This window comes from Actinacidiphila oryziradicis (assembly GCF_005047355.1).
Taxonomy (GTDB): domain Bacteria; phylum Actinomycetota; class Actinomycetes; order Streptomycetales; family Streptomycetaceae; genus Actinacidiphila; species Actinacidiphila oryziradicis.
On sequence record NZ_SUMC01000056.1, the window covers coordinates 31,829 to 56,000 of the forward strand.

Genomic DNA, 24,172 nt, shown 5'->3' on the forward strand with positions numbered 1-24,172 from the left:
TTTGCGGGCCGCCGGGCCCCGGGCGGACGATGGAACGACATCAGGCTCTGCCGCGGGCCGTGAACAGGCAGCGGGAAGAACGGGGACTGCGCTCTCCGGCTGGCGGCGGGAGGAGCGGCGGTGTCATGAATCCCTTGAACGCACTGAGCGATGCCGGAGTGTCGATCTGGCTGGACGATCTGAGCCGGGAGCGGCTGGTGTCCGGGAGCCTGGCCGAACTGGTCGCGCGGGACCGGGTGGTGGGCGTGACCACCAATCCGACGATCTTCGCCAAGGCGATCACGAGCGGTGATGCGTACGACAGCCAGATCCGCGACCTGGCGGCCCGCGGCGTGGAGGTGGGCGAGGCACTGCGGGCCCTGACGACGTTCGACGTACGGTGGGCGTGCGATGTGCTGCGCCCGGTCAACGAGGCGACGAGCGGCGTCGACGGACGGGTATCGATCGAGGTCGATCCCCGGCTGGCGCACGACACGGCGGCGACGGTCGCCGAGGCGCGGGCCCTGTGGTGGCTGGTGGACCGGCCCAACCTGTTCGTGAAGATCCCGGCCGCCAGGCAGGGCCTGGCGGCCATCGCCGAGTGCCTGGCCGAGAGAATCAGCATCAACGTCACGCTGCTGTTCTCCCTCTCCCGCTACGACGAGGTGACGGAGGCGTTCCTGGACGGGATGGAACGTGCCCGCGCGGCGGGCCGGGACCTGTCCACGATCGCGTCGGTGGCCTCGTTCTTCGTCTCCCGGGTCGACTCCGAGGCGGACGCCCGCCTGGACAAGACCGGCACCGCGCGGGCGGCCGGCCTGCGCGGGAAGATGGCGATCGCCAACGCCCGGCTCGCCTACCAGCACTACGAGCGGGTGCTCTCCTCTCCCCGCTGGAAGTCCCTGGAACAGGCGGGGGCCCGCCCGCAGCGGCTGCTGTGGGCCTCCACCTCCGCCAAGGACCCCGCCTACCCCGACACACGCTACGTGACCGACCTGGTCGCCCCGAACGTGGTGAACACCATGCCCGAGGCCACCCTGCGAGCGGTCGCCGACCACGGGCAGGTGCCCGACGACTCGGTGCGCGCCCACTACGACGACGCACGGCGGGTACTCGGCGAGCTGCAGGCGGTCGGCGTGGACTACGACGACCTCGTCCAGACCCTCGAGGACGACGGCGTGGCGAAGTTCGACGCCAGCTGGGAGCAGCTCACCGAACAGCTCTCCGGCACTCTCAGCACCGCGCGCCCACCGCAGACCGGGGACTCATCATGACCGATAACAGCGCGTATGTGATCGTCGGAGCCAGTCTGGCCGGGGCCAAGGCCGCGCAGGCGCTGCGCGAGGAGGGCTTCGACGGGCCGCTGATCCTGATCGGGGAGGAGAGCGAGCGGCCCTATGAGCGGCCGCCGCTATCAAAGGGCTACCTGATGGGCAAGGACGCCCGGGAGCAGATCTACGTCCACCCGCCCCAGTGGTACACCGAGCACGACGTCGACCTGCGCCTGGGGACGGCGGTCACCGCGCTCGACCCGGCCCCGCACGAGGTGACGCTCGCGGACGGCAGCCGCCTCGGGTACGCCGAGTTGTTGCTGGCCACCGGCTCCTCACCGCGCCGACTGCCGGTGCCGGGCGCGAACCTGGACGGGGTGCTGTATCTGCGGACGGTCCAGGACACCGGATCAAGGACGCCTTCTCCTCCGCCTCACGGGTGGCGGTCGTCGGGGCGGGCTGGATCGGCCTGGAGACCGCTTCCGCGGCCCGCGCCGCCGGTGTGGAGGTCACCGTGCTGGAGATGGCCGAGTTGCCGCTGCTGCGTGTCCTTGGCCGCGAGGTCGCCCAGGTCTTCGCGGACCTGCACCGTGACCACGGGGTGGACCTGCGTCTCGGCGTGCAGGTCGCCGAACTCACCGGCAGCGCGGGTACCGTCGACGGCGTGAGGCTGTCCGACGGCACCCGCATCGATGCGGACGCGGTCATCGTCGGCGTCGGCATCAGGCCCAACACCGGGCTCGCACAGGCCGCGGGTCTTCAGGTCGACAACGGCATCCTCACCGACGAGCGGCTGGGCACCTCCACGCCGGGCGTCTACGCCGCGGGCGATGTCGCCAACGCCTTCCACCCCCTGCTCGACCGGCGCATCCGCGTGGAGCACTGGGCCAACGCGCTGCACCAGCCACAGACCGCCGCCAGGGCGATGCTCGGCCGGGAAGCGGCCTACGACCGGGTGCCGTACTTCTTCTCAGACCAGTACGACCTGGGCATGGAGTATGCCGGATACGCCGAGCCCGGCGGATACGACCAGGTCGTCTTCCGCGGCGATGTCGGCGCACGGGAGTTCGTCGCGTTCTGGCTCGCACGCGGCCGGGTGCTGGCGGGCATGAACGTCAACATCTGGGACGTCACCGAACCGATCCAGGCCCTCGTACGCTCCGGCCAACAGGTTGACATCAGCAAACTCGCCGACCCGCAGGTACCCATCGAATCGGTCCTGCACAATGCCGAGTAGCCCCCGACGGACAGTAGCCAGTGTGCTGCCCACCGCGGCGGTCAGTGGCGGTGGTGGTGGACACAGGTCGCGATGACCTCGAACGCCACGCAGCCCGGTGGGCATGGTAGCGGGCCAGTTGTTCTCCGGCGATAACGCGGTCTGAGTGGCGGTTGAGGCGGGGCGCATCAGGTGCCCCTTCAGTCCCTCGCCCCCGACGTCGAGCAGGACCGATGAGGTTCAGTGGCAGTCACACGGTGACGGTCAGCGCCATGTGATCCGCCGCGCCGCCTTGCGGGGTCGGAATCGGTAGCGGAGGAAGGGATGGGGGTACCCGTTTCCCGACACTGATCAGACTGCTGCCCAACAGGCCCGCCGCCGTCGGCTGCCTTGGAGGGATTATTCGATGACCGATACTCCCGCGCACGTCCCGGCCGGTCCGATCGTGGTCGGTACGGACGGCTCCCCGCACGCCCGGCAGGCCGTGCTCTTCGCCCTGCGCGAAGCACAGTTGCGCGGCACCGGTCTGCGCGCGGTCTGCGCCTACGACTACACCCCTGCTCGCTACACGGGCTATGGATGGATGGCCGTGCCGGAGGGCGACGGCAGCCTGTACGAAGAGCTCCACGATGTGGCCCGGCAGGCGGTGACCGACACGGTCAGCGAACTGCGGGAGCAGCTTGGCGGCCCCAGCGTGGAGGTGGAGATCGTCACGGAGGCGGGACGCCCGGCGCAGGTTCTTCTGGACGCGAGCGAGGATGCCTGCCTGCTGGTGGTCGGCAGCCGCGGTTCGGGCGCCTGGGGGCGCCTCGCGCTCGGGTCGACCAGCACCGAGGTCGTGCACCACGCACACCTGCCCGTCGTCGTGGTGCCGGCCGGATCCAGCGGCGCCGGCTCCTGACGCGTACAGGAAACCGCGGCCGACCGGGCATGCCGCCTGTTCATTCGCTGTGGCCCGCCGCCCGACCGCGGCGGGCCGGGGCGCGGCCGGGAGGCTGCTGTGGTTCCGGCAGATCGGGTGCGGCGGGTACCGGCCCGCTGCAAGGGGCGTCCTTGGTCACCGTCAACGGGCTGCCGTGGTGGTGGATCTCGAGTTCAGTGCCCTCCAGCAGGGTGTATGTGGCCTGTTGGAGGGTGATGTCCACACGCACGCAGCGCCGGCGGAACTGCACGGTGAAAGACAGCCGGCTGATCTGCTCAGGCAGTCGTGGGGCGAAGGACAGCGTGTCTCCGTGGTGTCGCATTCCTCCGAAGCCCGCCACCAGCGCGGTCCAGGTCCCTGCCAATGCGGCGATGTGGAGGCCGTCGCGCGTGTTGCGTTCCAGGTTGTCGAGGTCCATCAGGGACGCCTCGCCGAGGTAGTCGTATGCCAGGTTCAGCCGGCCGACCTCCGCTGCGATCACGGCCTGGCTGCCGGCGGACAGCGAGGAGTCCCGCACGGTGAGCGGTTCGTAGTAGGCGAAGTTGCGGGCCTTGTGCTCCTCGGTGAACGCGTCGCCGCGCAGGTGCATGGCCAGGACCCGGTCGGCCTGCTTGATCACCTGTTTGCGGTACAGGTCGAAGTACGGGTAGTGCAGCAGCAGCGGGTAGCGGTCGGGCGGGGTACCGGCGAAGTCCCACACCTGGTGGGAAGTGAAGCCGGCGGACTGCTCGTGCACGCCGAGTTCCTCGTTGAACGGCAGCACGATCCGCTGGGCGGCATCCCGCCAGGCGACGCTCTCCTCATCGTCCACGCCAAGTGAGGCGGCCAGGTCCGGGTGGCGTTCGGCCGCGTCGGCGGCCGCGCGCAGGTTCTGCTGGGCCATCACGTTGGTGTAGACGTTGTCGTCGGCGATCGCGCTGTACTCGTCGGGCCCGGTGACGCCGTCCAGGTGGAACAGCCCCTTCTGGTCGTGGTGGCCGAGCGAGTGCCACAGCCGGGCGGTGTGCACCAGCAGCTCCAGCCCCGCCTCCCGTTCGAAGACCAGGTCGCCGGTGGCGGCGGTGTAGCGCACCACCGCGTCCGCGATGTCCGCGTTGATGTGGAACGCCGCGGTGCCGGCCGGCCAGTAGGCGGAGCACTCGTCGCCGTCGACGGTCCGCCAGGGAAACACGGCCCCGGCCAGGCCGAGCTGGCGGGCCCGCTCCAGCGCGGCGGGCAGCGTGGTGTGCCGCCGGCGCAACGCCGCCCCCACCACGTGTGGCGCGGTGTAGGTGAGCATCGGCAGCACATACGTCTCGGTGTCCCAGAAGCAGTGGCCGTTGTAGCCCGGGCCGGTCAGACCCTTGGCGGGGATGGCCCGTTCCTCGGCACGAGCCGCCGCCTGAAGCACGTGGAACAGCGTGAACCGGACGGCCTGCTGGATCTCGGTGTCGCCCTCCAGCTCGACATCCGCCCGGGCCCAGAAGGCGTCCAGGTACCCGCGCTGTTCGGCGAGCAGGCCCTGCCAGCCGGTACTGGCCGCCCCGGCCAGCGCGGCGTCGACCTGGTCGCGGACGGCGGGCAATGACCTGGCACCCGACCAGCCGTAGGCGACAGTCTTCTCCACCCACAGGCGCTGGCCCGGCCGCAACAGCGAGGTCACTGTGAGCCGGCTGAGATCCTGGCTGCTCTCGGTGTCGGTGGTGGTGCCCTGTGAGCCCGCGATGCGATGGTCGGCGGCCGCCGCCACGCGCAACCCGCTGCGGGCTGTACGGTGCACCAGCCGAAGCCTGGTGCCCTGCGCGATGTCCTCCTCGGCCCGCAGGACCGAGTCCAGGGCGGCCGAGACCCGGGGATCGCCCCCCGGTTCCGGAAGCTGCTCATTGGCGACCAGCTCGGACCCCCGGCGCGGAAGTCCAGCACCCGCTCGTGGCGGTGGAGCCGGCCATAGCGCAGGTCGAGGGGTTCGTCGTCCACCAGCAGCCGCATCACCTTGCCGTTGGTCACATTGATGATCACCTGGCCGGACTCCGGGTATCCGTAGCCGGCTTCCATGTACGGCAGAGGACGGAACTCGAACACGCCGTTCAGGTATGTCCCCGGCAGCCCGTGAGGCTCGCCCTCGTTTAGATTCCCGCGCCAGCCGATATGGCCGTTGGACAGCGCGAACACCGACTCGCTCTGCGCCAGCACATCCAAGTCCAGGTCGTCCTCGCGCAGGCACCACGGTTCGACGATGTACGCGGGGTGGGTAATCATCTCCGGTCCTCCGGTGCTCCGTGACGGCCGCGGGCGATCGGGCCGTGGACCTTAACCGCCGCCGGTCTGTTCCGGGTCCATCCCGTGCTGCGGGATGGACCGGCGGCCGAGCTTGGCGAGCAGCTTGGTCTGCGGGTCGGCGTCAGCCGGCACCTGGACGGGCGGGGCGAACAGGCCACTGGCAGCCAAGCCGCCGAAGCGGGGCTCGATCTGGCGTAGGGCGAAGTCCACCAGCTCCGGTGCGAGATGGGTGTCGCCCCCCGTGGCCCGGGCCAGGTCCCAGGTGTGCACGGTGGCGTCCACCGCCATCTGACTGCAGTAGTCCCACGCCGATGTCGTACCGCGGGAGAGGTTGACACGGCCGGCCATCGCGCCCGGCGCGTTGAACGCCTCGTGCGCCGCCCTCGCCGCCGACGTCCATGCCGCGGCCGGGTCGGCGCCCAGTACGTCGCCGTCGAAACGGCCGCCGATCTGCCTGATCGTGGCGCCCGCGAGCAGTTCCGGCACCCACAGCTGCTCGGCGGTGAGGTGGTTGACTAGGTCGCGGACCGTCCACCCGGTACAGGGTGTCCGCACCGACCACTGGTTGACGGCGACCGCCCGCACACGGCGCCCGAACGAGTCCAGAGCTTCGGTGTGCAGACACAACACCTCCGCGTGCCGTCTGCTCTCGCTGTCATGCCCCATACGTCCACACTCCACGCGCCCAGCCCTGAACGCGCGCTGAGACACCTCGTCCGTGCATGCCAGAAGCAGCGATCCCGAGTTCGCGAGCCCTGCGATAGCTGGCCAGGAACCGCACGTCGCACAGCAGGGCACGGGCACGGCGCAGCCCGCTGCCGACCGTGGTCCGATGAAAGGGGGACGTCGTACCCGACCCGTCAGCCAGGAACGCAAGATTGCACGACGCCCTCGGGTGACCCATGACCCATGACCGACGCCGACGCCTTCCACCATCCGACGACGGAGATCACCGCGTGGCGGGAACACTCGGCTCCCGGTGCCCACGAAGCGTCCGAGGCGTTCGTTAGCGCGGTCTTCGCCGACGGCGCGCTGCCGGAGACCAAGCAGCTGATCGCGGTCACCTTTGCCCACATCACGCAGTGCCCGTACTGCATCACAGGGCACACCCGGTCTCGCCCGCCGCAAAGGGGCCACTCCGGAGGAGATCATGGAGAAGATCTGCGTGGCCGCGGAGATGCGCGTCGGCGGAGCCTATGCGCACACGCCACGCTCGCCCTGAACACTCTCGGCGGACCGCCGCCATCGGCGCCGGGGAAGCAGCCGTGAGTAGGTCGGCACGGTCAGCGGTCGCGACAAGGAGGCGGGCCCGCTGAGCCGAGAGTCTGCTGGTGGCGGCACCGCCCGTTGACGGCCTCGAGGTTGAGTCCGGAAGCCGAGGAACAGTGGGTCGCCGTCACGTCGTGGCGCATCAGCCCCCAGCAGTGGGAGCGGTTCGCGGCCTACATGGAGGAGATCTTCACCGCGCTCGGTCTGCTGGTCGGAACGCCGTCGGCCACAGGGTCCCGCGTGCGCGAGCAACTGAAGAGGGTCCAGCACTCCTGTCCCACGCTCCCCCGCCTCGCGCAGGAGCAGCCGGGTGCGCACGCGTCGGGGCGGGGCGGGGCATGCGTCATACACCGGGCTCCCGCTCTGTAGAAGGAGCGGACGCATCGGTGACGAGGGGAGACGGATGGCGCGTGAGACGAATGTGGTCATGGTCGGCTTGGGACCCGGCGGTGAGCAGGCAGGGTGCGTGCGCTGGTGTCTGCGGGCCGGCGGGGGCAGGCTGGGAAGTACAACACGCGCCTTAAGGGCCAGGTTCGACTGCCGGTCGCTGGGCCCTGCTCTTGGCGGATGGGCCGCGCGAAGGAAGTGTCGATGATCGAGGCAAGCAAGATCCGCAAGTGGCGCGCCCCTGACGTCTTCTCCGCCGGGCACCTTGAGCGTCGATCTACCGCGGCGCATGCCTTCGCCGCGGAGGGCAGCCCCCGAAGGGAGTAGCGCCCTGAGTGATCGGCGCAGCGCCGTAGCCGCTCCCCGTTAACGCCCCTGGCCCCAGCATGACGGGAGCGCAGCGTGGGCCCACGGCCGAAGAACGCCGTGTAGAAAGACCGTGAGGAGGCCGCTGGTGACAGCGAAGCACAAGGTACAGGTGCGAAGGGCATACGAGGAGCCGGGAAGGGGGGACGGCACGCGAGTGCTGGTCGACCGGATCTGGCCGCGAGGGCTGACCAAGGACAAGGCCGACTTGGACGAGTGGTGCAAGCAGGTCGCGCCGTCCACGCAGCTGCGCAAGTGGTACCACCACGATCCGGACCGCTTCGAGGAATTCGGCCGTCGCTACCGCAGCGAACTGGACGACCCGGAGCGTGCGCAGGCGCTGGCGCACCTGCGCGAGCTGGCGAAGGGCCGGACGCTGACGCTGCTCACCGCGACCAAGCAGCCCGAGATCAGTGAAGCCGAAGTCCTCGCCGAGCTGCTCCGGAGCTGACCTCGGCCGGGACGAGGGGCAGACCACGGAGGTAGTCCTGCGATGGCGTGTGGCCCCGGGTGGCGGATGGGCTCGCCCCAGTCCAACCTGGTGGTGGGGTGCGGCGGCTCGATGGGACAGCAGTCCCGTAACGGCGCCGGGACGGTGTATGCCCCGGCAGACATGCGGACCCGCACCGTATGCGCAGCCTCGGCCGCGCGGCGGAGAGGAGCGACGCACGCACGAATCCATCGTCCGCGCTGAGCGGAGCCGGAGTGTCTGGCTCGATGACCTTAGCCGGGAGAGGCTGGTCTGCGGCAGCCTGGCCGAACTGGCCGCGCGTGACTATGCGGTCGGGCGACCAGCAAGCCGACGATCTTCGCTAAGGCGATTGCGCACGGTGATGCGTAGGACGTGCAGATCGCCCGCGTCGGCGCCGCCATGTCGAGCCTGCGATGGCGCGTCGGCCCGCCGCACGATCCGCCGGTCTGTCGCGACGCGCCAGCCCAGACGATGCCGTCGTAGCGTGGGCCTCTTGCCGCAGACGCGCCGAGAGGCCGTGGCATAGAGGTCCGAAAAGAGCACAGGTCGGGAGGATTATCCCATGCCGATCCAGAAGATCAGGTTGACGAGCAGGCAGGATATTGCCGATGGGACAATGGCTTTTCAGTTTGAGAAGCCGGAAGGTTTTACGTACAAGGCGGGCCAATTCGCTGATTACACTCTGATCGACCCGCCCGAGACCGATGGCGAAGGCAACACGCGCGGCTTCTCTTTCGCTAGCGCCCCTTACGAAGACCACCTCATGCTGGCGTCACGGATGCGCGATACGGCCTTCAAACGCGTGTTGCAGACGATGGACATAGGCGCGGAACTCACGCTGGACGCTCCGTACGGCTCCTTCACGCTTCACAACAACACACGCGTCCCCGCTGTCTTCCTCACTGGCGGTATCGGCGTTACGCCCGTAAGGAGCATCGTCCTTCAGGCTTTCCACGACAATGCCCCGCATCGGATCCTGGTCTTTGATTCCAGTCGGCGCCCGGAAGATGCGCCATTTCTGGACGAGCTGATGCAGCCGCAGAAGCGGGAAAACCCGAACTACACTTTCGTCGGCACGATGACGCAGATGGAGAAATCACGTCGTGAGTGGCACGGAGAGACCGGGTTCATCACCAAGGCGATGCTCCTGAAATATATTGACGATCTCACGCTCCCGATCTACTACGTTGATGGTCCACCGGGGATGGTCACCGCGCTACGTGAAACACTGAACGCCGCGGGAGTCGACGACGACAATATTCGCACAGAGGAATTCTCCGGCTACCCCCAAGCCGGGTGAGCGCTTGGTGAAGCTTGATCACTCTGCGTTCGACCACCGATCAGACTTCCGTTGTGGCTTTTGGTCTCGCCTTCGAACTTCTGGAAACGGCACGGCCGTGAGCGTAACCCTCGCCCTGGCGCTGTCGGCCGCCGGAGTCGCTTGGACGATCGGCGCTGGCCTCCTTGGCTGGATGCTGGTCCAGGAGTACCACATCGGCATCCGGCTCACCCCCCGCGCAAGAGCGCGAGGAATTCGCTGTGCAAAGGCACCGCGTCGTTCGCCTTCACCACGGCTTTTCCGTCTGATCAACATCGTTGCCATCGGCGAGTCCAGGCGTCGACGATCGGATCGCCTCAGGCGGTGAGGAGCCCAGGAATGCAGGTCTATGCCGGTGGGTTGGGCACCCTTGCTGGTCGGCCAGGGGTGCTACCCGCTTGGTTGGGACCGCGGCGAACGGCAACTTCAACGCCCGACGACGCCAGCGCGTACCGGCCCTCGCGAACTCGGCAGTGCCCGTGCTGACATGCCCTTGGAGGGGTTCCCGATGACTGACACTCCCGCGCACGCCCCGACTGGTCCGATCGTGGTCGGCACGGACGGCTCGCAACCCGCCAAGCAAGCCGTGATCTTCGCTCTGCGCGAGGCATAACTGCGCGGCACCCGCTGTGCGGGCGGTCTTCGCCTACAACTACGCCCCTGCCAGTTACACGGGCTATGGATGGATGGACGTGCCGGAGGGCGACGGCGGCCTGTACGAACGGCTCCACGATTCGCCCGCGAGGACAGTGTCGAGGAAACGTGGCGGATCGTGCAGCCGCTGCTGGACGCACCGACGCAGGTGCTGCCGTACCGGAAGGGGTCGTGGGGGCCGGCAGAGGCGGATGCGCTGGTGCGCGGCCACCCGCGCTGGCAGCGGCCCTGGCTGGCGTAACGCGGCTGACCGAAGGGCCCATTCCCGCAGCACCGCACCGGTTCGGCGCCACTGACGAGGAGAATCTCATGCAGCTGGGAATGATCGGCCTGGGCCGGATGGGCGCCAATCTCGTGCGCCGGGTGATGCGCGACGGGCACCGTTGCGTCGTCTACGACCGTGATCCGAAGGCGGCCGACGCGCTGGTCGCCGACGGTGCGACCGGTGCCGGATCGATCAAGGAACTGGTGGCGGCGCTCAAGGCGCCGCGGGCGGTGTGGGTGATGGTGCCCGCCGGGCAGGCCACGACCGCCGTGATCGACGAGCTGGCCACGACCCTGGACTCCGGCGACATCGTCATCGACGGCGGCAACTCCTACTACCGCGACGATCTGCTGCATGCCCGGACGCTGGCCGAGCGTGGCATCCGGCTGCTGGACTGCGGAACCAGCGGCGGGGTGTGGGGGCTGGATGCGGGGTACTGCCTGGTGATCGGCGGGGACGCGGACGCGGTGGCCCGGGTCGAGCCGCTCTTCGTCTCGCTGGCACCGGGGGTGCAGGCCGCGGCGCGCACGCCGGGCCGAGACGGGCAGGCCGAGCCGTGCGAGCAGGGGTACCTGCACTGCGGCCCCGTCGGTGCGGGTCACTTCGTGAAGATGGTGCACAACGGGATCGAGTACGGCATGATGGCCGCCCTCGCCGAGGGTCTGAACGTTCTCCACAATGCCGATATCGGCACCCGCACGCAGGACGGCGACGCGGAGACCGCGCCACTGGAGCATCCCGAGTACTACCGCTACGACCTCGACGTCCCCCGGATCGCCGAGGTATGGCGGCGGGGCAGCGTCGTCCGGTCCTGGCTGCTGGATCTCACCGCGGCCGCACTGCGCCGGTCGCCGGACCTGGAGGACTTCGCCGGGCGCGTCTCGGACTCCGGGGAGGGCCGGTGGACCACCATCGCGGCGATCGACGAGGGCGTCCCGGCTCCGGTGTTGACCGCGGCCCTGTACTCCCGGTTCGCCTCACGCCACCTCGATGAGTTCGCCGACAAGACGCTGTCCGCGATGCGCAAGCAGTTCGGCGGGCACGACGAGAAGACGTCCATCTGACCGTGGCGGCACCCGTGAGGAACGGGCGAGGAGGACCAGCGGCATGGCACGACCGATCACGGTGCTGTTCGACATCGACGAGACCCTGGTGCACACCGGAGGGTCCGGGGCCCGCAGTTGGGCGTGGGCCTTCGACCGGCTCCACGGGGTGTCGGCCGACATCGGCGAGCACAGTTCCGCCGGGGAGACCGACCCGCAGGTCGGCACCGCGACCTTCAAGGCGGTGCTGGGCCGCGACCGGGCCCCGACGAGATGGCGCGGCTGTATGGCCAATACCTGTGGCACCTGTCCGAGGACATCTGGACCTCGCCCGGCTACCGGGTACTCGACGGCGTCGAAGAGACCCTGCGGCGGCTGATAGCGGCTGGGGTGATCCTCGGCGTGGTGTCCGGGGCGATGGAAGGCGCTGCCCGCACCAAGATGGAGCCGGGCAAGCTGGGCCGCTACTTCGTCTTCGGCGCCTACGGCTCCGACTCCCCGGACCGCACCGAGGTCACCCGCCTCGCGATCGCCAAGGCCGCCCGCCTGCAGTGCCGGGACCTGGGCAAGCAGGACGTCTACGTCGTCGGCGACACCCCACACGACATCGAAGCCGCCCACGCAGCCGGTGCCACCGCGATCGGAGTCGCCAGTGGCCACTACCACGCCGGCGAACTGCGGGCAGCCGCGCCCGACCATGTGCTGCGCTCCCTGGCCGACCCCTTCCCCGGCCTGAGCTGACCACCCACGGCACGGCCCGTTCTCACGCAGGAACTACAGCCCGGCCGCCTCGGCGGCCGCGCCGAGTACCACGCGCAGCATCACCGGGGGGAACCGGCCGATGAAGACGTTGTGCTGGCTGGCGTGGTAGCAGCCGAACAGGTTCACCGCAGGGCCCGCGTCGGCGGCTCGCAGGACGGCCCGCGCGGATGGCCGAATACGAGGCGGTCCCGGGGTATCACCCAGCCGGCGGCCTCCACGGCAGGCAGCACGGGCCCGCCAGCCGGCGTTCGACGAACCGCCGCGACTCACCCGGGCCGCGACCGGCACCCCTTAACGTGTCTGCCATGCGAGACTCGTGACAGCCTGCAGGTCTCTGCCGCACAGCCCCCCGGAGTCGGGCGTGGTGGTCCGGAATCCGGCAGATGGACCGGCTGGCATGCACCGCAGACTGGCGTCGCGGTGGTCGCACGCCTCGGCGGGTCGCCGCAGCGCAGCGCACACAAGGAGGCCCCCTTTGGGATCCACGCCTACCCCACCACCGTCCGGCGACCAGCCGCTGGGTCAGGACGCTGACAGCGGCACTGCGGCCGCCTCGGCGTACCGCCTGGCGTCACTCGTGTTGAACGTGTTCGACCTTGAAGAGCCGGTGCGCTTCTACCGCGACCTCCTGGGGTTGGAGGTCTCCCACCGGACCGGCACCGCCGCGTTGCTGATCAGTGGCGAGGGCTCCCAGCTGTATCTGCGCTCCCTGAGCCCGTATGCCGAGCACATGACCGGCGGCATCGGAGTGCACTGCGTGATCTGGACGGCTCCCAGCGCTGGAGAACTGCGGCGCTGCGAGCAGGTACTCAAGATTCGGCACGCCCACACCACCACCCAGGCGGCTGAGGGGTTCGTCTGGGTCGAGGGCCGCGATCCGAGCGGCAACACGGTGGTGGTGACCCACCCGGGGCCCGAGGAAGCGGTGCGCAGCAACATCATCACCCGGGTCTACGCCTGGTGACTGCGGCTGGCACCGCCACCACCGCGAAACGGCGACACCCGTGTGTCGTGGTCGAGCCGCCATGCTGCGTGTTGCGCGTGCGGGGCATCTGCCGGAGGTGGTCAGATTGATCGGTCCGCCCACCCTTGCGGTCGGCTCGGTCACTGCAGCCTCCCGGCCGGTCCAAAGGCGTGAGGTTGGGCAGTCTTTGCAGTGGACGGGAGGTCGATGGCATGCCCGATGACGAGCACGTGACGGGTGACGGTGCGCTGCCGCACGCGTCGGGTGCCTCCTCCCAGCCCCCCGGAGGTTTCCGCTCGAACCTGACGCGAGGTGACGACGTCGTCGACGTGGCGACCTGGGCGGGCTCTATTCCGGCGGCCGGCGGGGTCGCTCCGCGGGTGCGCTTGGGCAGCAGGTGGTTCAACCTGCTGTGGCTGCTGCCGATCGGCTTCGTGGGTTTGCTGGGGTGCGTCGCCGCGGCGAAGGGACTGCGGGGCATGCCGTCGGTGCAGGGGTTCATCGCCGAGTATCCCGGCATCGATCCGCGCGCGGATCGCGACGGCGCCTACCTGGGCGTTCCGTCATGGGCACGGTGGTCGCACTTTTTCAACCTGTTCTTCATGCTGTTCACCCTGCGGTCGGGCCTGCAGATCCTGGCCGATCATCCGCGCCTGTACTGGACCCGGCACAGCACCCCGGGGCGGGAATGGTTCCGGATGCAAGAGCCCGTCTCCGCTGACCCGCTGTGGACCGCGAAGCAGGACTCGATCGGGCTGCCCCGCGGGGTCGGCCTCCCGGGGATCCGGCACTCGATCGGTCTGGCCCGGTGGTGGCACCTGGGGGTGAACACGCTGTGGCTGCTCAACGGTCTCGTGTTCTACGTGATGCTGTTCGCCACCCCGCAGTGGAAACGCCTGGTCCCCACCAGCTGGAGCGTCTTCCCCAACGCCGCTTCTGTGGCCATCCAGTACTTGTCGCTCAACTGGCCGCGGGAGAACGGCTGGGTGGCGTACAACGGGCTCCAACTGCTGGCCTACTTCGTCACGGTCTTCGTCGCGGCACCCCTGGCGTTGATCACCGGGCTGGGGATGTCACCGGCGCTGTCGACCCGCTTCAAGCGGCTCAGCCGGGTGCTGAGCATCCAGACGGCCCGGTCTGTGCACTTCCTGGTCTTCACCTGGTTCGTGCTGTTCATCGTGGTCCACGTGAGCCTGGTCTTCACGACTGGGCTCCTGGTCAACCTCAACCACATCGACAGCGGCCGCAACGACAGCAGCTGGCTCGGCTTGTGGATCTTCCTCGGCTGGATGGCGGTGGTCGTCGCCGCCTGGGTCGCGGCCACACCGCTGACCCTGCGCCATCCCCGGGTCGTGCAGCGCGTCGGATACGCCCTTATCGGCCCCGCTCAGCGCCTGTTCGAACACGTCGATGTCTCTCCGGGCGAGTACAGCGAGAAAGACATCTCCCCCTATTTCTGGCACAACGGCCGCTACCCCGACTCTGCCGAGTACAAGGCCCTGCAGGCAGGCGGTTTCGCCGAGTACCGGCTGTGCATCGGCGGCCTGGTCGCCCACCCGGTCGAGCTGTCCCTCGACGATGTGAGGAAACTGTCCGCGCACGAGCAGATCACCCAGCACTTCTGCATCCAGGGCTGGTCCGGTGTCGCCAAATGGGGCGGCGTGTCCATGGCCACGATCCTCGACCTGGTCACGCCCGACCCGCAGGCCAAATGGGTGGTGTTCTACTCCCTGGGGGAAGGCTCCGACGGCGGTACCTACTACGACGCCCACCCCATCGAACACATGCGCAGCGAGCTCGCCATGCTCGCCTACGACATGAACGACGAGGTGCTGTCGTTCGGCCACGGCGCGCCGCTACGGCTGCGCAACGAGCTCGAACTCGGCTTCAAACAGGTCAAATGGATCAAGGAGATCGAGTTCGTCGCCGACTTCTCCGACATCGGCAGCGGCTTTGGCGGATACAACCAGGACCACGAATTCTTCGGCTACCGGCAGTCCCTGTAACGTCCGGCCACTGGGTCGGCGCGTGAGACTGCCGGCGGTGGCGAGCAGGTCGTCGGTGAGGCGCGGTAGTCCGCTGTGGGCTGCGGCCCACAGCGGACTACCGAGCAGGTCCGGACCGGCCTGCGCGGGAGCCCCCGCCCCCGGGGAGACGCGGGACCACACCGGTGGGGCCCGTTGTCACGTGGCCCTCCCGGGCCGCCCCGAGTTGCCCTGGCTCATCGAAGCGGGAGACTGGTGGGGTGCAGAGAACCTCCCTGGAAGCGCTGGCCCGTCAACAGCTGGAGTTGGCAGCCGCCGCGGGTGGTGGTCACACCGCGGACACCGTCTATGGCGGCCACGAGAAGGTTCTGCGTCAGACGGTCATCGGCATGACCGAAGGCGCCAGTCTCGCCGAGCACGAGAACCCGGGCGAGGCGACGGTGCAGGTCTTGCACGGGCGCGTGCGACTGTCGGCAGGTGAGCTGTCATGGGAGGGCCGCACGGGGGACCTGCTCATCGTCCCTGACTCCCGCCACAGCCTCGAGGCGCTCGAGGACTCCGCCGTCCTGCTGACGGTAGCCAAGCTGTCCTGACCTGCGTCCCGCACCACGGCCACGTCGCCGGCGTGCATCCACCGCGCGGCGTGGATCGCCCAGATGGCTCGTGTGTCCGAGCCCTGTGAGCAGCGTCGCCTGAAACCATGTGCGGGTGACGACGGCCCATCCCCTGACGACGTCTCGCCACCGAGTGCCGGCTTCGCGCTCGACCGTGGCGCTCAAGGCGGCCATAGCGATCTCCGGCTTGGTCATGGTGCTGTTTCTCCTGGTCCACATGTACGGCGACCTCAAGGTCTTCTCCGGCCGTGCTGCTTTTGACGACTACGCCCGCTATCTGCGGACGATGGGTGAACCGTTCCTTCCCTACTCCGGCGCCCTGTGGATCATCCGGGTGGTGCTGCTCGCGAGCGTGTTGGTTCACATCTATGCGGCGGTGACGCTGTGGAGACGCGCCCGTAGGGCGACCGCGGGTCTTGGCGGCTGGCGTTACCAGAGCACCCGGGGCCGTGGCGGTGTCCAGCGCACCTACGCGTCGTTCACGATGCGCTGGGGCGGGGTGACCGTGGCGCTGTTCGTCATCTATCACCTGCTGCAGCTGACCACGAACACGATCCATCCCGGAGGGGCCTCACCGAGCCCGTTTGATCGGACCGTCAACGGTTTCAGGATCTGGTGGGTGGTCCTCAGCTACGCGATCGCGCTGATCGCACTCGGGTTCCACCTGCGGCACGGCTTCTGGAGCGCCTTTGCCACCTTGGGCGCCAACACCAGTGTCCGGCGACGCCTGCATCTCAACATCGCGGCCGCCGCGGTCGCACTCGTGATCACGATCGGGTTCCTGGTCGTGCCGTTCTCGGTCCTGTTCGGATGGGTTGGCTAGCGTGAACACCGCAGAGACCCTCCCGCCCGCGGACTACTACACCGTGGGGGATCCGGTCGCGGATGAGAAGGCGCCGTCGGGCCCGATCGAGGAGCGCTGGGACGCCCGCAGGTTCAACGCCAAACTGGTCAACCCGGCGAACCGCCGCAAGCTCTCCGTCATCATCATCGGCACCGGCCTCGCCGGAAGCTCGGCCGCTGCCACGCTCGGCGAGGCCGGCTACCAGGTCACCACTTTCTGCTACCAGGACAGCGCCCGCCGCGCGCACAGTATCGCGGCGCAGGGCGGGATCAACGCGGCGAAGAACTACCGCAACGACGGTGACAGCATCCACCGGTTGTTCTTCGACACCGTCAAGGGCGGGGACTTCCGCTCCCGCGAGTCCAACGTCTACCGCCTCGCCCAGCTCAGCGTCGACATCATCGACCAATGCGTCGCCCAGGGCGTTCCGTTCGCCCGCGAGTACGGCGGGCTGCTGGACAACCGCTCGTTCGGAGGCGTGCAGGTCTCGCGTACCTTCTACGCCCGCGGTCAGACGGGCCAGCAACTACTGCTCGGCGCGTACCAGGCACTCGAGCGGCAGGTCGCAGCCGGCACCGTGCAGGTGCACTCTCGCCACGAGATGCTCGACGTGATCATCGTCGACGGCAGGGCGCGCGGCGTGGTCGTGCGCGATATGACGACGGGACAGATCGAGACCCATTTCGCCGACGCGGTCGTCCTCGCGTCCGGCGGCTACAGCAACGTCTTCTTCCTGTCCACCAACGCGATGGGCTGCAACGTCACCGCGACATGGCGCGCCCACCGCAAGGGCGCCCTGTTCGCCAACCCGTGCTTCACACAGATCCACCCGACCTGCATCCCGGTCAGCGGCGCACACCAGTCCAAGCTGACGCTGATGAGCGAGTCGCTGCGCAACGACGGCCGGATCTGGGTGCCGAAGAAGCGCGGCGAGGACCGCGACCCGCGCGACATCCCGGAGCAGGAACGCGACTACTACCTCGAGCGGAGGTATCCCTCGTTCGGCAACCTCGTACCGCGTGACGTCGCCTCCCGCGCGGCCAAGAACGTATGCGACCAAGGCCACGGGGTTGGTCCGGGCGGGCTCGGCGTCTACCTCGACCTCACCGACGCGATCGAACGGACGGGCCGCCCCGCCGTCGAGGCGAAGTACGGCAACCTGTTCGACATCTACGAGCAGATCACCGACGAGGACCCGTACCGGGTGCCGATGCGGATCTACCCGGCCATGCACTACACGATGGGCGGCTTGTGGGTCGACTACGACCTGCAGAGCACGATTGCGGGCCTGTTCGTCATCGGCGAGGCCAACTTCTCCGACCACGGCGCCAACCGGCTCGGCGCGAGCGCGCTGATGCAGGGCCTCGCGGACGGCTACTTCGTCCTTCCCAACACGATCCGCGACTACCTGGCCGCGGGGCCCTTCGAGAAGCTCGACGCATCGCACTCCGCCGCGTAGGAAGCGGTCCAGGCCGTACGCGACCGGGTCGACACCCTGCTGTCGATCAACGGCGAGCGCACGGTGGACTCCTTCCACAAGGAGCTCGGCAGCATCCTGTGGGACCACTGCGGCATGGAGCGTACGAAGGAGGGCCTGACCCATGCCCTCCACAGGGTGCGCGCCCTCAAGTCGGAGTTCTGGCAGGGCGTCAAGGTCACCGGCACGAACGAGGAACTTAACCAGGCGTTGGAGCGTGCCGGGCGAGTGGCGGACTTCTTCGAGCTGGGCGAGCTGATGTGCATCGACGCTTTGCACCGGGAGGAGTCATGCGGAGCCCACTTCCGGGCCGAGAGCCAGACCGCAGAGGGCGAGGCACTACGCGACGATGACCGGTTCGCGTACGTCGCCGCCTGGGAATTCTGCGTCTCCGGCACCCCCGTGCTGCACAAGGAACACCTCGAGTACGACTACGTCGAGATGAAGCAGCGGAGCTACACGTGAACATCACTGTGCGGGTATGGCGCCAAAAGGGCACGCACCACAAGGGAAGCATGGTCACGTACCACGTCGAGGACGTATCGCCGGACATGTCGTTCCTGGAGATGCTCGATGCGCTGAACGAAAGGCTCACGCTGGAGGGCGCAGACCCGATCGCGTTCGACAGCGACTGCCGCGAGGGCATCTGCGGCACGTGCGGTCTGGTCATCAACGGCATCGCGCACGGACCCAAAGCACTCATCACGACCTGCCAACTGCACATGCGCAGCTTCAACGACGGTGACGTGATCGACGTCGAGCCCTGGCGCGCCGAGCCGTTCACGGTGGTCAAGGACCTCGTCGTCGACCGTGGCGCGTTCGACCGGATCATCCAGGCGGGCGGCTTCATCAGCGCCCCGACCGGCGCCGCACCCGACGCGCACGCCGTGCCCGTGCCGAAAGCCCATGCCGACGCGGCGTTCGACGCGGCGACCTGCATCGGCTGCGGAGCGTGCGTCGCGGCGTGTCCCAACGGCTCGGCGGCGCTGTTCCTCGGCGCGAAGATCACCCACCTGGGTCTGCTCCCGCAGGGCCAGCCCGAGCGGGACTCACGCGCGCTCGCCATGATCGACCAGCACGACGCGGAAGGGTTCGGCGGCTGCACGCAGATCGGCGAATGCACCGCGGTGTGCCCCAAAGACATCCAACTGGACGTGATCTCGCGGTACCACCGGGACGTCCTCGCCGCGCTGGTCCACCGCAACACTTGACCGACCCGCTTGTCGGCGGTTCCGCTACCGTGATCATGCGCCCCAACTGTGCCCGCAGACAGGCAGGCGTGCATCGTCTCGCCTCGCCGGACGGCGACGCTCCTGCGGTGTTCCGGCTCGACGAGCGCTACCGGGATCTGAGCCTCGTCTACCGGCGATCCGCTCCCGGAGGTGAAGGCGTCGCCGCCTTAGCATCGAGCCAGCGGCCGGCGCGCCGACCAGTTCCCAGCCGTGGGCGACTTGTCACCCACGGAGGCCGGCGAGCCGCTTGCGGCCAGTTGAAGGCCGCGTCCTTGTGGCCTCTCGCGGCGCGAGGTCGCGTGACATCCCGTGAGGTGAAGGAGGCGGCTGCGGTGAACGGTGAGTTCCAGCGGTGGCGCGAGCTCGGTCAGCAGTTGCGTGTCGACTCGATCCGTGCGGCAGCCGCGGCGGGTTCCGGCCATCCGACGTCGTCGATGTCGGCCGCCGACCTGATGGCGGTGCTGCTCGCCAAGTACCTGCGCTACGACTTCGACCAGCCGACGGAGCCGCTGAACGACCACCTGATCTTCTCCAAGGGGCACGCCTCGCCGCTGCTCTACGCGCTGTACAAGGCCGCGGGAGCGATCTCGGACACCGAACTGCTGTCGTTCCGCAAGCTCGGGAGCCGGCTCGAAGGCCATCCGACGCCCGGCATTCCCTGGGTCGACGTGGCCACCGGATCGCTCGGCCAGGGACTGCCCTGCGGCGTCGGCCTCGCGCTCGCGGGCAAGCGCCTGGACCGGGTGCCCTACCGGGTGTGGGTGCTGTGCGGCGACAGCGAGATGGCGGAAGGTTCGATCTGGGAAGCCTTCGACCACGCCGGCCATGAACAGCTGGACAACCTCATCGCGATCATCGACGTGAACCGCCTCGGCCAGCGAGGCGAGACGATGCTGGGCTGGGACACAGACACCTACGTACGCAGAGCGCAGGCGTTCGGCTGGCGGGCGATCGAGATCGACGGCCACGATGTCGGGGAGATCGACCGCGCCTACGAGCAGGCGCTAGCGGGCGACGGCCGACCGGTCGCGATCATCGCGCGCACCGTCAAGGGCAAGGGCGTCAGCGCGGTCGAGAACCGCAACGGCTTTCACGGCAAACCACTGGCCGATCCCAAGGCGGCGATCCGCGAGCTCGGTGGGCTGCGGGAGCTGACGGTGCGCGCGAGCGTTCCCGCCGGCGACGCGCAGCCACACCGGTTCGAGACCCACCAAGCGCCCGCGGCGAGCTGGAAGGTGGGCGATCAGGTGGCGACCCGAAGGGGTTTCGGTGAGGCACTGGCCACTCTGGCCGCCTCGAACGACCGAATCGTCGCGCTCGACGGCGAGGTCGGCAACTCGACCTACACCGAACTGTTCGCCGACGCGCATCCCGAGCGGTACTTCGAGATGTACATCGCCGAGCAGCAGCTGGTCGCAACGGCCGTCGGCTTCCAGGTGCGCGGCTGGGTGCCGTTCGCGGCCACGTTCGCGGCGTTCCTGTCGCGTGCTTACGACTTCATCCGGATGGCGGCGGTCAGCCGTGCCGACATCCGCCTGGTCGGCTCGCACTGCGGCGTCTCGATCGGCGAGGACGGGCCCTCGCAGATGGGCCTTGAGGACATCGCTGCGCTGCGGGCGGTGCACGGCAGCACCGTCCTGTATCCGTGCTGCGCGAACCAGACCGCGAAGCTCGTTCAGGCGATGGCCGCGCAGCCCGGCATCTCCTACCTGCGAACTACGCGCGCGGCGACGCCGGTGCTCTACGCGGCCGACGAGGAGTTCGAGATCGGCGGCTCTCGGGTCGTCCGCTCCTCCGACCGCGATCAGGTCACCCTCGTCGCGGCGGGAATCACGCTTCACGAGGCGTTGGCCGCCGCCGACGAGCTGGCTGCCGAGAAAGTGGCCGCTCGCGTCGTCGACCTGTACTCGGTCAAGCCGATCGATGAGCGCACCTTGATCGAGGCAGCCGAGGCGACGGGCTTGATCGTCACCGTCGAGGACCATCACGCCGAGGGCGGGATCGGGAACGCCGTGCTCGAGGTCTTCGCCGACCACACCTCGCGGCCACGGATCGTCACGCTCGCCGTGCGGGTGATGCCGACCTCGGGGACACCGGCCGAGTTGCTCGCCCAGGCCGGCATCGACGGCGCACATATCGCTCAGACAGTGCGCGAACGCCTCGCGGCGGCACACACGCCCACACCGCGCCCGAATCGCTGACGTCCTGCGGCGTCGACCAGCAGCCACCGGCGTCGGCGTTTGCGTGCAGGGCCCGGTCGAAGACCCTTCAACGCGTGCCGTCTTTGCGCGAGGTCTCCTCGTAGACTCGGCGCCAGGTGATCTGCTCGGCCATGACGGGCACCTTCCAGATCGATCGGTCAGCCCGGCCCGCAACCGTGGGCGGCCGCCGGCCGGGACCGTCACCGCGACCGTTCGACAGACGGCGCGAGGAGGAGCATGAGCATGCACGGCAGCCACCCAACGCCGCAGACCCGCAGCTTCCCCTTGGTGACGGCTCCCCGACTGGATTCCATGCGCGAACTGGACCAGACGGTGAGCACCTGCCGGGCCTGCCCACGGTTGGTGGCCTGGAGGGAGGAGGCCGCACGCGTCAAGCGCAGGGCCTTCCAGGACTGGGAGTACTGGGCCAGGCCCGTGCCCGGCTTCGGCCCGCCGGACGCACCGCTGGCGATCACCGGACTGGCTCCGGCCGCGCACGGCGGCAATCGCACCGGACGCATCTTCACCGGTGACCCCTCCGGCGATGCACTCTATGCCGCCCTGTACGACCTCGGCCTCGCCTCCCAGCCCGTGGCCACGCACCGCAACGACGGGATGAAGCTGTTCGGCGTCCGGATCACGGTTCCGGTGCACTGCGCACCGCCCGACAACCGCCCCACCACCACCGAACGCGACACCTGCCGGCCATGGCTCGCCCGGGAGCTGGAACTCCTGCGCCCGACCTTGCGCGCGATCCTGGTGCTCGGCGGCTTCGCCTGGCAGGCGCTGCTCCCGGTACTCACCAACACAGGGTGGCAGGTGCCCCGTCCGCGCCCAGCCTTCGGACACGGAGCACACGCGCAGCTCACCGATGCCCGAAGTGAACGGGTATTGCACCTGATCGGCGGCTATCACCCGAGCCAACGCAATATGTCGACCCGCACACTGACCCCCGCCATGCTCCGCGACGTGCTGCACCGCGGTGCGGACATGGCCGACGTACCAGTCCACCGTTCTCGTCCGTGAACAGCCGATCCTCTCCTACCGCCCGCTCCATGGAAGGACCCCTGTGCCCGGAGCCCTACGTTTACCTATCGTTCCAGCTGACACACCCACCCCGCGCAGGTGTGATCTCGGTCACGCAGTCGTGCAGGAAAAGGGACACGACGGAGTGCCGCAATGCGACACACACGAAGAGCTTCGGCCTCGTGTAAAGCGACACGACCTGCGCGGGACACGGCGTCTGCCGACACAAAGCGCACCGGGATCGGGGTCGCCATCGACGACTTCGTCTGGCTCGCCGCCTACACCTGGGCAAAGCGCCCAGACCTTGAGGTCGCGTGCCTGTCCGGCTACGGCCGCGCCTTCGCCGAGGCCGAGATGCGGGCGCTGCCCGCGTTCACCGCGCTAGCCGCTGTCGACGACCTTCAGTGGGCGGCCGGCAACGACGATGCGGTGGAGGTCGCGCGAGCCCAGCACACCCTGGCCCGGCTGGTGGTGACCGCGCACCGATGACATCCCCGCCCCGCGCCTCCGATCGGCACACCTCCGGGAAGAGGAGCTGATCCCTGAGCTGATACCGCGCCCGGACTTACGCCCTCGTTCGCCGTCACCCGCTGGAGGTCTCCCCGTGTACCGCTCGCTTCCCACGCCCCGCCCCAGTGGGGCTCCTCCTGCGGGGCCTGCCAACTCCGAGACCGCCATTCCCCGGCGGGCCATGGTGGCCCGGCTCGAAGCCGACGGCGACCTTCACGATCCGGCGCTCCGCGAGGCGCTGCTCGGCGTACGACGGGAGGTGCTGTTCCCGCGCGCGTACGTACGCCGCAACGAACCCGGAGCAGAGCCCGGGAAGTGGCAGCTGCCACACCGCGCCCACCCGGAAGACCTGGCCGAGTGGCTGGAGTTGATCCACAGTGGCGTCTCGGTCCTGGTCCAGCACGATGGCGAGCCGCTGTCAGGGCAACGGTGGGGCATCGTCACCGGCGGCGCGATCACCGGTATGAGCAGCGTCATGTCGATGACTGTCCGCACGGTGGGGAGGCTGAGGTTGCGCCGAGGGCTCCGCTACCTGGACCTGGGTACCGGAGCTGGCATCGCGTCGGCCCTGGCCAAGCACATCCTCGGTCCTGACGGATCGGTGACCACGGTGGAGTCGGACCGGGATCTGGCCGACGCCGCAGCCGTACGGCTCGTATCCCTCGGGCTGGACGCCCACGTCCTCACCGCCGATGCCACCGGCGGCTTCGAGGCCGACGGACGACCGTACGACCGGGTGCTGTCCACCTTCGCCGTACCCCGGCTGCCCGTGCCCTGGGTTGGAGGAGCTCGCCGACGGCGGTCTGCTGCTGAACACCCCGACCAACAGCTCCCATAGCTGGCCGGGGAACCTCCTACGACGCCGGGGCAACCGCCTCGAGGCGACGCTGGAAGGAGACCGGTCCGGTCACCGGCCGATGCACGGCTACTGCTGGTTCACCGTCCAGAAGCACCGGCATCGCGTCGTCAGCGAACCCGGACGCCGCCGCGCCACCACGGCAACGACTACGAGATGACGTTCGAGGTGCGCACCGCCGGAGGGGTGCACACCTTTGACAGTCTTGAGTGCGCGGCCCAAAGGCTGGCGCCGATCTGCGAAAACTGTCAGTGCCGCATTCTGGGCCATGGTCTGCAAG

General features: G+C 68.9%; 21 protein-coding genes and 3 pseudogenes. 22 read left to right on the forward strand and 2 right to left on the reverse strand.

What is annotated here, in order from left to right:
* Nucleotides 1–125: 125 nt before the first annotated feature.
* The 3 genes and pseudogenes from tal (at nt 126) to FCI23_RS37035 (ending at nt 3,367) form a co-directional block, all read left to right on the forward strand.
* Complete coding sequence (tal, locus tag FCI23_RS37025) at nt 126–1,253, forward strand: transaldolase (RefSeq protein ID WP_211265606.1); 1,128 nt, start codon at nt 126–128, stop codon at nt 1,251–1,253.
* Nucleotides 1,250–2,487, forward strand: a pseudogene (locus FCI23_RS37030) (NAD(P)/FAD-dependent oxidoreductase). Before tal ends, FCI23_RS37030 begins: the two are co-directional and overlap by 4 nt.
* 385 nt (nt 2,488–2,872) lie before the next feature.
* Nucleotides 2,873–3,367: a universal stress protein gene (locus FCI23_RS37035; RefSeq protein ID WP_136728561.1), complete on the forward strand. Its 495-nt coding sequence runs from the start codon at nt 2,873–2,875 to the stop codon at nt 3,365–3,367.
* Nucleotides 3,368–3,407: 40 nt separating this feature from the next.
* Here the strand turns inward: FCI23_RS37035 and FCI23_RS37040 are convergent.
* A pseudogene (locus FCI23_RS37040) lies at nt 3,408–5,626 on the reverse strand (glycoside hydrolase family 65 protein).
* A gap of 51 nt (nt 5,627–5,677) precedes the next feature.
* Nucleotides 5,678–6,313 (reverse strand): TIGR03086 family metal-binding protein, encoded by a 636-nt coding sequence (locus FCI23_RS37045; RefSeq protein WP_136728562.1) that lies wholly within the window; start codon nt 6,311–6,313, stop codon nt 5,678–5,680.
* Between the two features lie 243 nt (nt 6,314–6,556).
* On the opposite strand from FCI23_RS37045, the gene FCI23_RS64070 reads away from it, so the two are divergent.
* The 19 genes and pseudogenes from FCI23_RS64070 (at nt 6,557) to FCI23_RS37135 (ending at nt 23,874) form a co-directional block, all read left to right on the forward strand.
* On the forward strand, nt 6,557–6,916 hold the full coding sequence (locus tag FCI23_RS64070; RefSeq protein WP_211265607.1) for a carboxymuconolactone decarboxylase family protein: 360 nt from the start codon (nt 6,557–6,559) through the stop codon (nt 6,914–6,916).
* Between the two features lie 93 nt (nt 6,917–7,009).
* Nucleotides 7,010–7,285 (forward strand): hypothetical protein, encoded by a 276-nt coding sequence (locus tag FCI23_RS37055; protein WP_136728563.1) that lies wholly within the window; start codon nt 7,010–7,012, stop codon nt 7,283–7,285.
* A gap of 222 nt (nt 7,286–7,507) precedes the next feature.
* On the forward strand, nt 7,508–7,630 hold the full coding sequence (locus FCI23_RS62575; RefSeq protein WP_265737794.1) for a hypothetical protein: 123 nt from the start codon (nt 7,508–7,510) through the stop codon (nt 7,628–7,630).
* A 127-nt stretch (nt 7,631–7,757) separates the two neighbouring features.
* Nucleotides 7,758–8,120: a DUF488 domain-containing protein gene (locus tag FCI23_RS37060; protein ID WP_136728564.1), complete on the forward strand. Its 363-nt coding sequence runs from the start codon at nt 7,758–7,760 to the stop codon at nt 8,118–8,120.
* Nucleotides 8,121–8,703: 583 nt separating this feature from the next.
* A complete protein-coding gene (locus tag FCI23_RS37065; protein WP_136728565.1) occupies nt 8,704–9,441 on the forward strand; it encodes a ferredoxin--NADP reductase in 738 nt (245 codons plus the stop codon).
* 700 nt (nt 9,442–10,141) lie between these two features.
* Nucleotides 10,142–10,354, forward strand: a complete 213-nt coding sequence (locus FCI23_RS37070) for a hypothetical protein (RefSeq protein WP_136728566.1) — start codon at nt 10,142–10,144, stop codon at nt 10,352–10,354.
* A gap of 68 nt (nt 10,355–10,422) precedes the next feature.
* Nucleotides 10,423–11,442: a phosphogluconate dehydrogenase (NAD(+)-dependent, decarboxylating) gene (gene gnd, locus FCI23_RS37075; RefSeq protein ID WP_136728567.1), complete on the forward strand. Its 1,020-nt coding sequence runs from the start codon at nt 10,423–10,425 to the stop codon at nt 11,440–11,442.
* 43 nt (nt 11,443–11,485) lie between these two features.
* A complete protein-coding gene (locus FCI23_RS58535) occupies nt 11,486–11,800 on the forward strand; it encodes a hypothetical protein (RefSeq protein WP_211265608.1) in 315 nt (104 codons plus the stop codon).
* A complete protein-coding gene (locus FCI23_RS37080) occupies nt 11,695–12,162 on the forward strand; it encodes an HAD hydrolase-like protein (protein ID WP_211265609.1) in 468 nt (155 codons plus the stop codon). Before FCI23_RS58535 ends, FCI23_RS37080 begins: the two co-directional genes overlap by 106 nt.
* A 496-nt stretch (nt 12,163–12,658) precedes the next feature.
* The gene (locus FCI23_RS37085; protein ID WP_169317095.1) at nt 12,659–13,147 is read left to right on the forward strand and encodes a VOC family protein; all 489 of its coding nucleotides are present in this window, start codon (nt 12,659–12,661) and stop codon (nt 13,145–13,147) included.
* A 212-nt stretch (nt 13,148–13,359) separates the two neighbouring features.
* Nucleotides 13,360–15,153, forward strand: coding sequence for a molybdopterin-dependent oxidoreductase (locus FCI23_RS37095; protein WP_246144442.1), 1,794 nt, complete (start codon nt 13,360–13,362; stop codon nt 15,151–15,153).
* A 239-nt stretch (nt 15,154–15,392) separates the two neighbouring features.
* A complete protein-coding gene (locus FCI23_RS37100; RefSeq protein WP_136728570.1) occupies nt 15,393–15,725 on the forward strand; it encodes a cupin domain-containing protein in 333 nt (110 codons plus the stop codon).
* Between the two features lie 115 nt (nt 15,726–15,840).
* Nucleotides 15,841–16,569 carry a succinate dehydrogenase cytochrome b subunit gene (locus FCI23_RS37105; protein ID WP_136728571.1) on the forward strand — a complete coding sequence of 243 codons (729 nt, stop codon included), beginning with the start codon at nt 15,841–15,843 and terminating at the stop codon, nt 16,567–16,569.
* 1 nt (nt 16,570) lies between these two features.
* Nucleotides 16,571–18,532 (forward strand): annotated as a pseudogene (locus FCI23_RS37110) (fumarate reductase/succinate dehydrogenase flavoprotein subunit).
* Nucleotides 18,529–19,278, forward strand: coding sequence for a succinate dehydrogenase/fumarate reductase iron-sulfur subunit (locus FCI23_RS37115; RefSeq protein ID WP_136728572.1), 750 nt, complete (start codon nt 18,529–18,531; stop codon nt 19,276–19,278). Before FCI23_RS37110 ends, FCI23_RS37115 begins: the two are co-directional and overlap by 4 nt.
* 353 nt (nt 19,279–19,631) lie before the next feature.
* Nucleotides 19,632–21,500, forward strand: a complete 1,869-nt coding sequence (locus FCI23_RS37120; RefSeq protein WP_246144447.1) for a transketolase — start codon at nt 19,632–19,634, stop codon at nt 21,498–21,500.
* Between the two features lie 243 nt (nt 21,501–21,743).
* Nucleotides 21,744–22,526 carry a uracil-DNA glycosylase gene (locus FCI23_RS37125; protein WP_136728579.1) on the forward strand — a complete coding sequence of 261 codons (783 nt, stop codon included), beginning with the start codon at nt 21,744–21,746 and terminating at the stop codon, nt 22,524–22,526.
* A 153-nt stretch (nt 22,527–22,679) separates the two neighbouring features.
* Nucleotides 22,680–23,015 (forward strand): hypothetical protein, encoded by a 336-nt coding sequence (locus FCI23_RS37130; protein WP_136728573.1) that lies wholly within the window; start codon nt 22,680–22,682, stop codon nt 23,013–23,015.
* 115 nt (nt 23,016–23,130) lie between these two features.
* Nucleotides 23,131–23,874, forward strand: coding sequence for a hypothetical protein (locus tag FCI23_RS37135; protein ID WP_136728574.1), 744 nt, complete (start codon nt 23,131–23,133; stop codon nt 23,872–23,874).
* The last annotated feature ends 298 nt before the right edge of the window (nt 23,875–24,172 follow it).

Coding starts and splice junctions, on each gene's coding strand:
- tal (WP_211265606.1), top strand. CDS start 126: ATGAATCCCTTGAACGCACTGAGCGATGCCGGAGTGTCGATCTGGCTG.
- FCI23_RS37035 (WP_136728561.1), top strand. CDS start 2,873: ATGACCGATACTCCCGCGCACGTCCCGGCCGGTCCGATCGTGGTCGGT.
- FCI23_RS37045 (WP_136728562.1), bottom strand. CDS start 6,313: ATGGGGCATGACAGCGAGAGCAGACGGCACGCGGAGGTGTTGTGTCTG.
- FCI23_RS64070 (WP_211265607.1), top strand. CDS start 6,557: ATGACCGACGCCGACGCCTTCCACCATCCGACGACGGAGATCACCGCG.
- FCI23_RS62575 (WP_265737794.1), top strand. CDS start 7,508: ATGATCGAGGCAAGCAAGATCCGCAAGTGGCGCGCCCCTGACGTCTTC.
- FCI23_RS37065 (WP_136728565.1), top strand. CDS start 8,704: ATGCCGATCCAGAAGATCAGGTTGACGAGCAGGCAGGATATTGCCGAT.
- FCI23_RS37070 (WP_136728566.1), top strand. CDS start 10,142: ATGGATGGACGTGCCGGAGGGCGACGGCGGCCTGTACGAACGGCTCCA.
- gnd (WP_136728567.1), top strand. CDS start 10,423: ATGCAGCTGGGAATGATCGGCCTGGGCCGGATGGGCGCCAATCTCGTG.
- FCI23_RS58535 (WP_211265608.1), top strand. CDS start 11,486: ATGGCACGACCGATCACGGTGCTGTTCGACATCGACGAGACCCTGGTG.
- FCI23_RS37080 (WP_211265609.1), top strand. CDS start 11,695: ATGGCGCGGCTGTATGGCCAATACCTGTGGCACCTGTCCGAGGACATC.
- FCI23_RS37095 (WP_246144442.1), top strand. CDS start 13,360: ATGCCCGATGACGAGCACGTGACGGGTGACGGTGCGCTGCCGCACGCG.
- FCI23_RS37125 (WP_136728579.1), top strand. CDS start 21,744: ATGCACGGCAGCCACCCAACGCCGCAGACCCGCAGCTTCCCCTTGGTG.
- FCI23_RS37130 (WP_136728573.1), top strand. CDS start 22,680: ATGCGACACACACGAAGAGCTTCGGCCTCGTGTAAAGCGACACGACCT.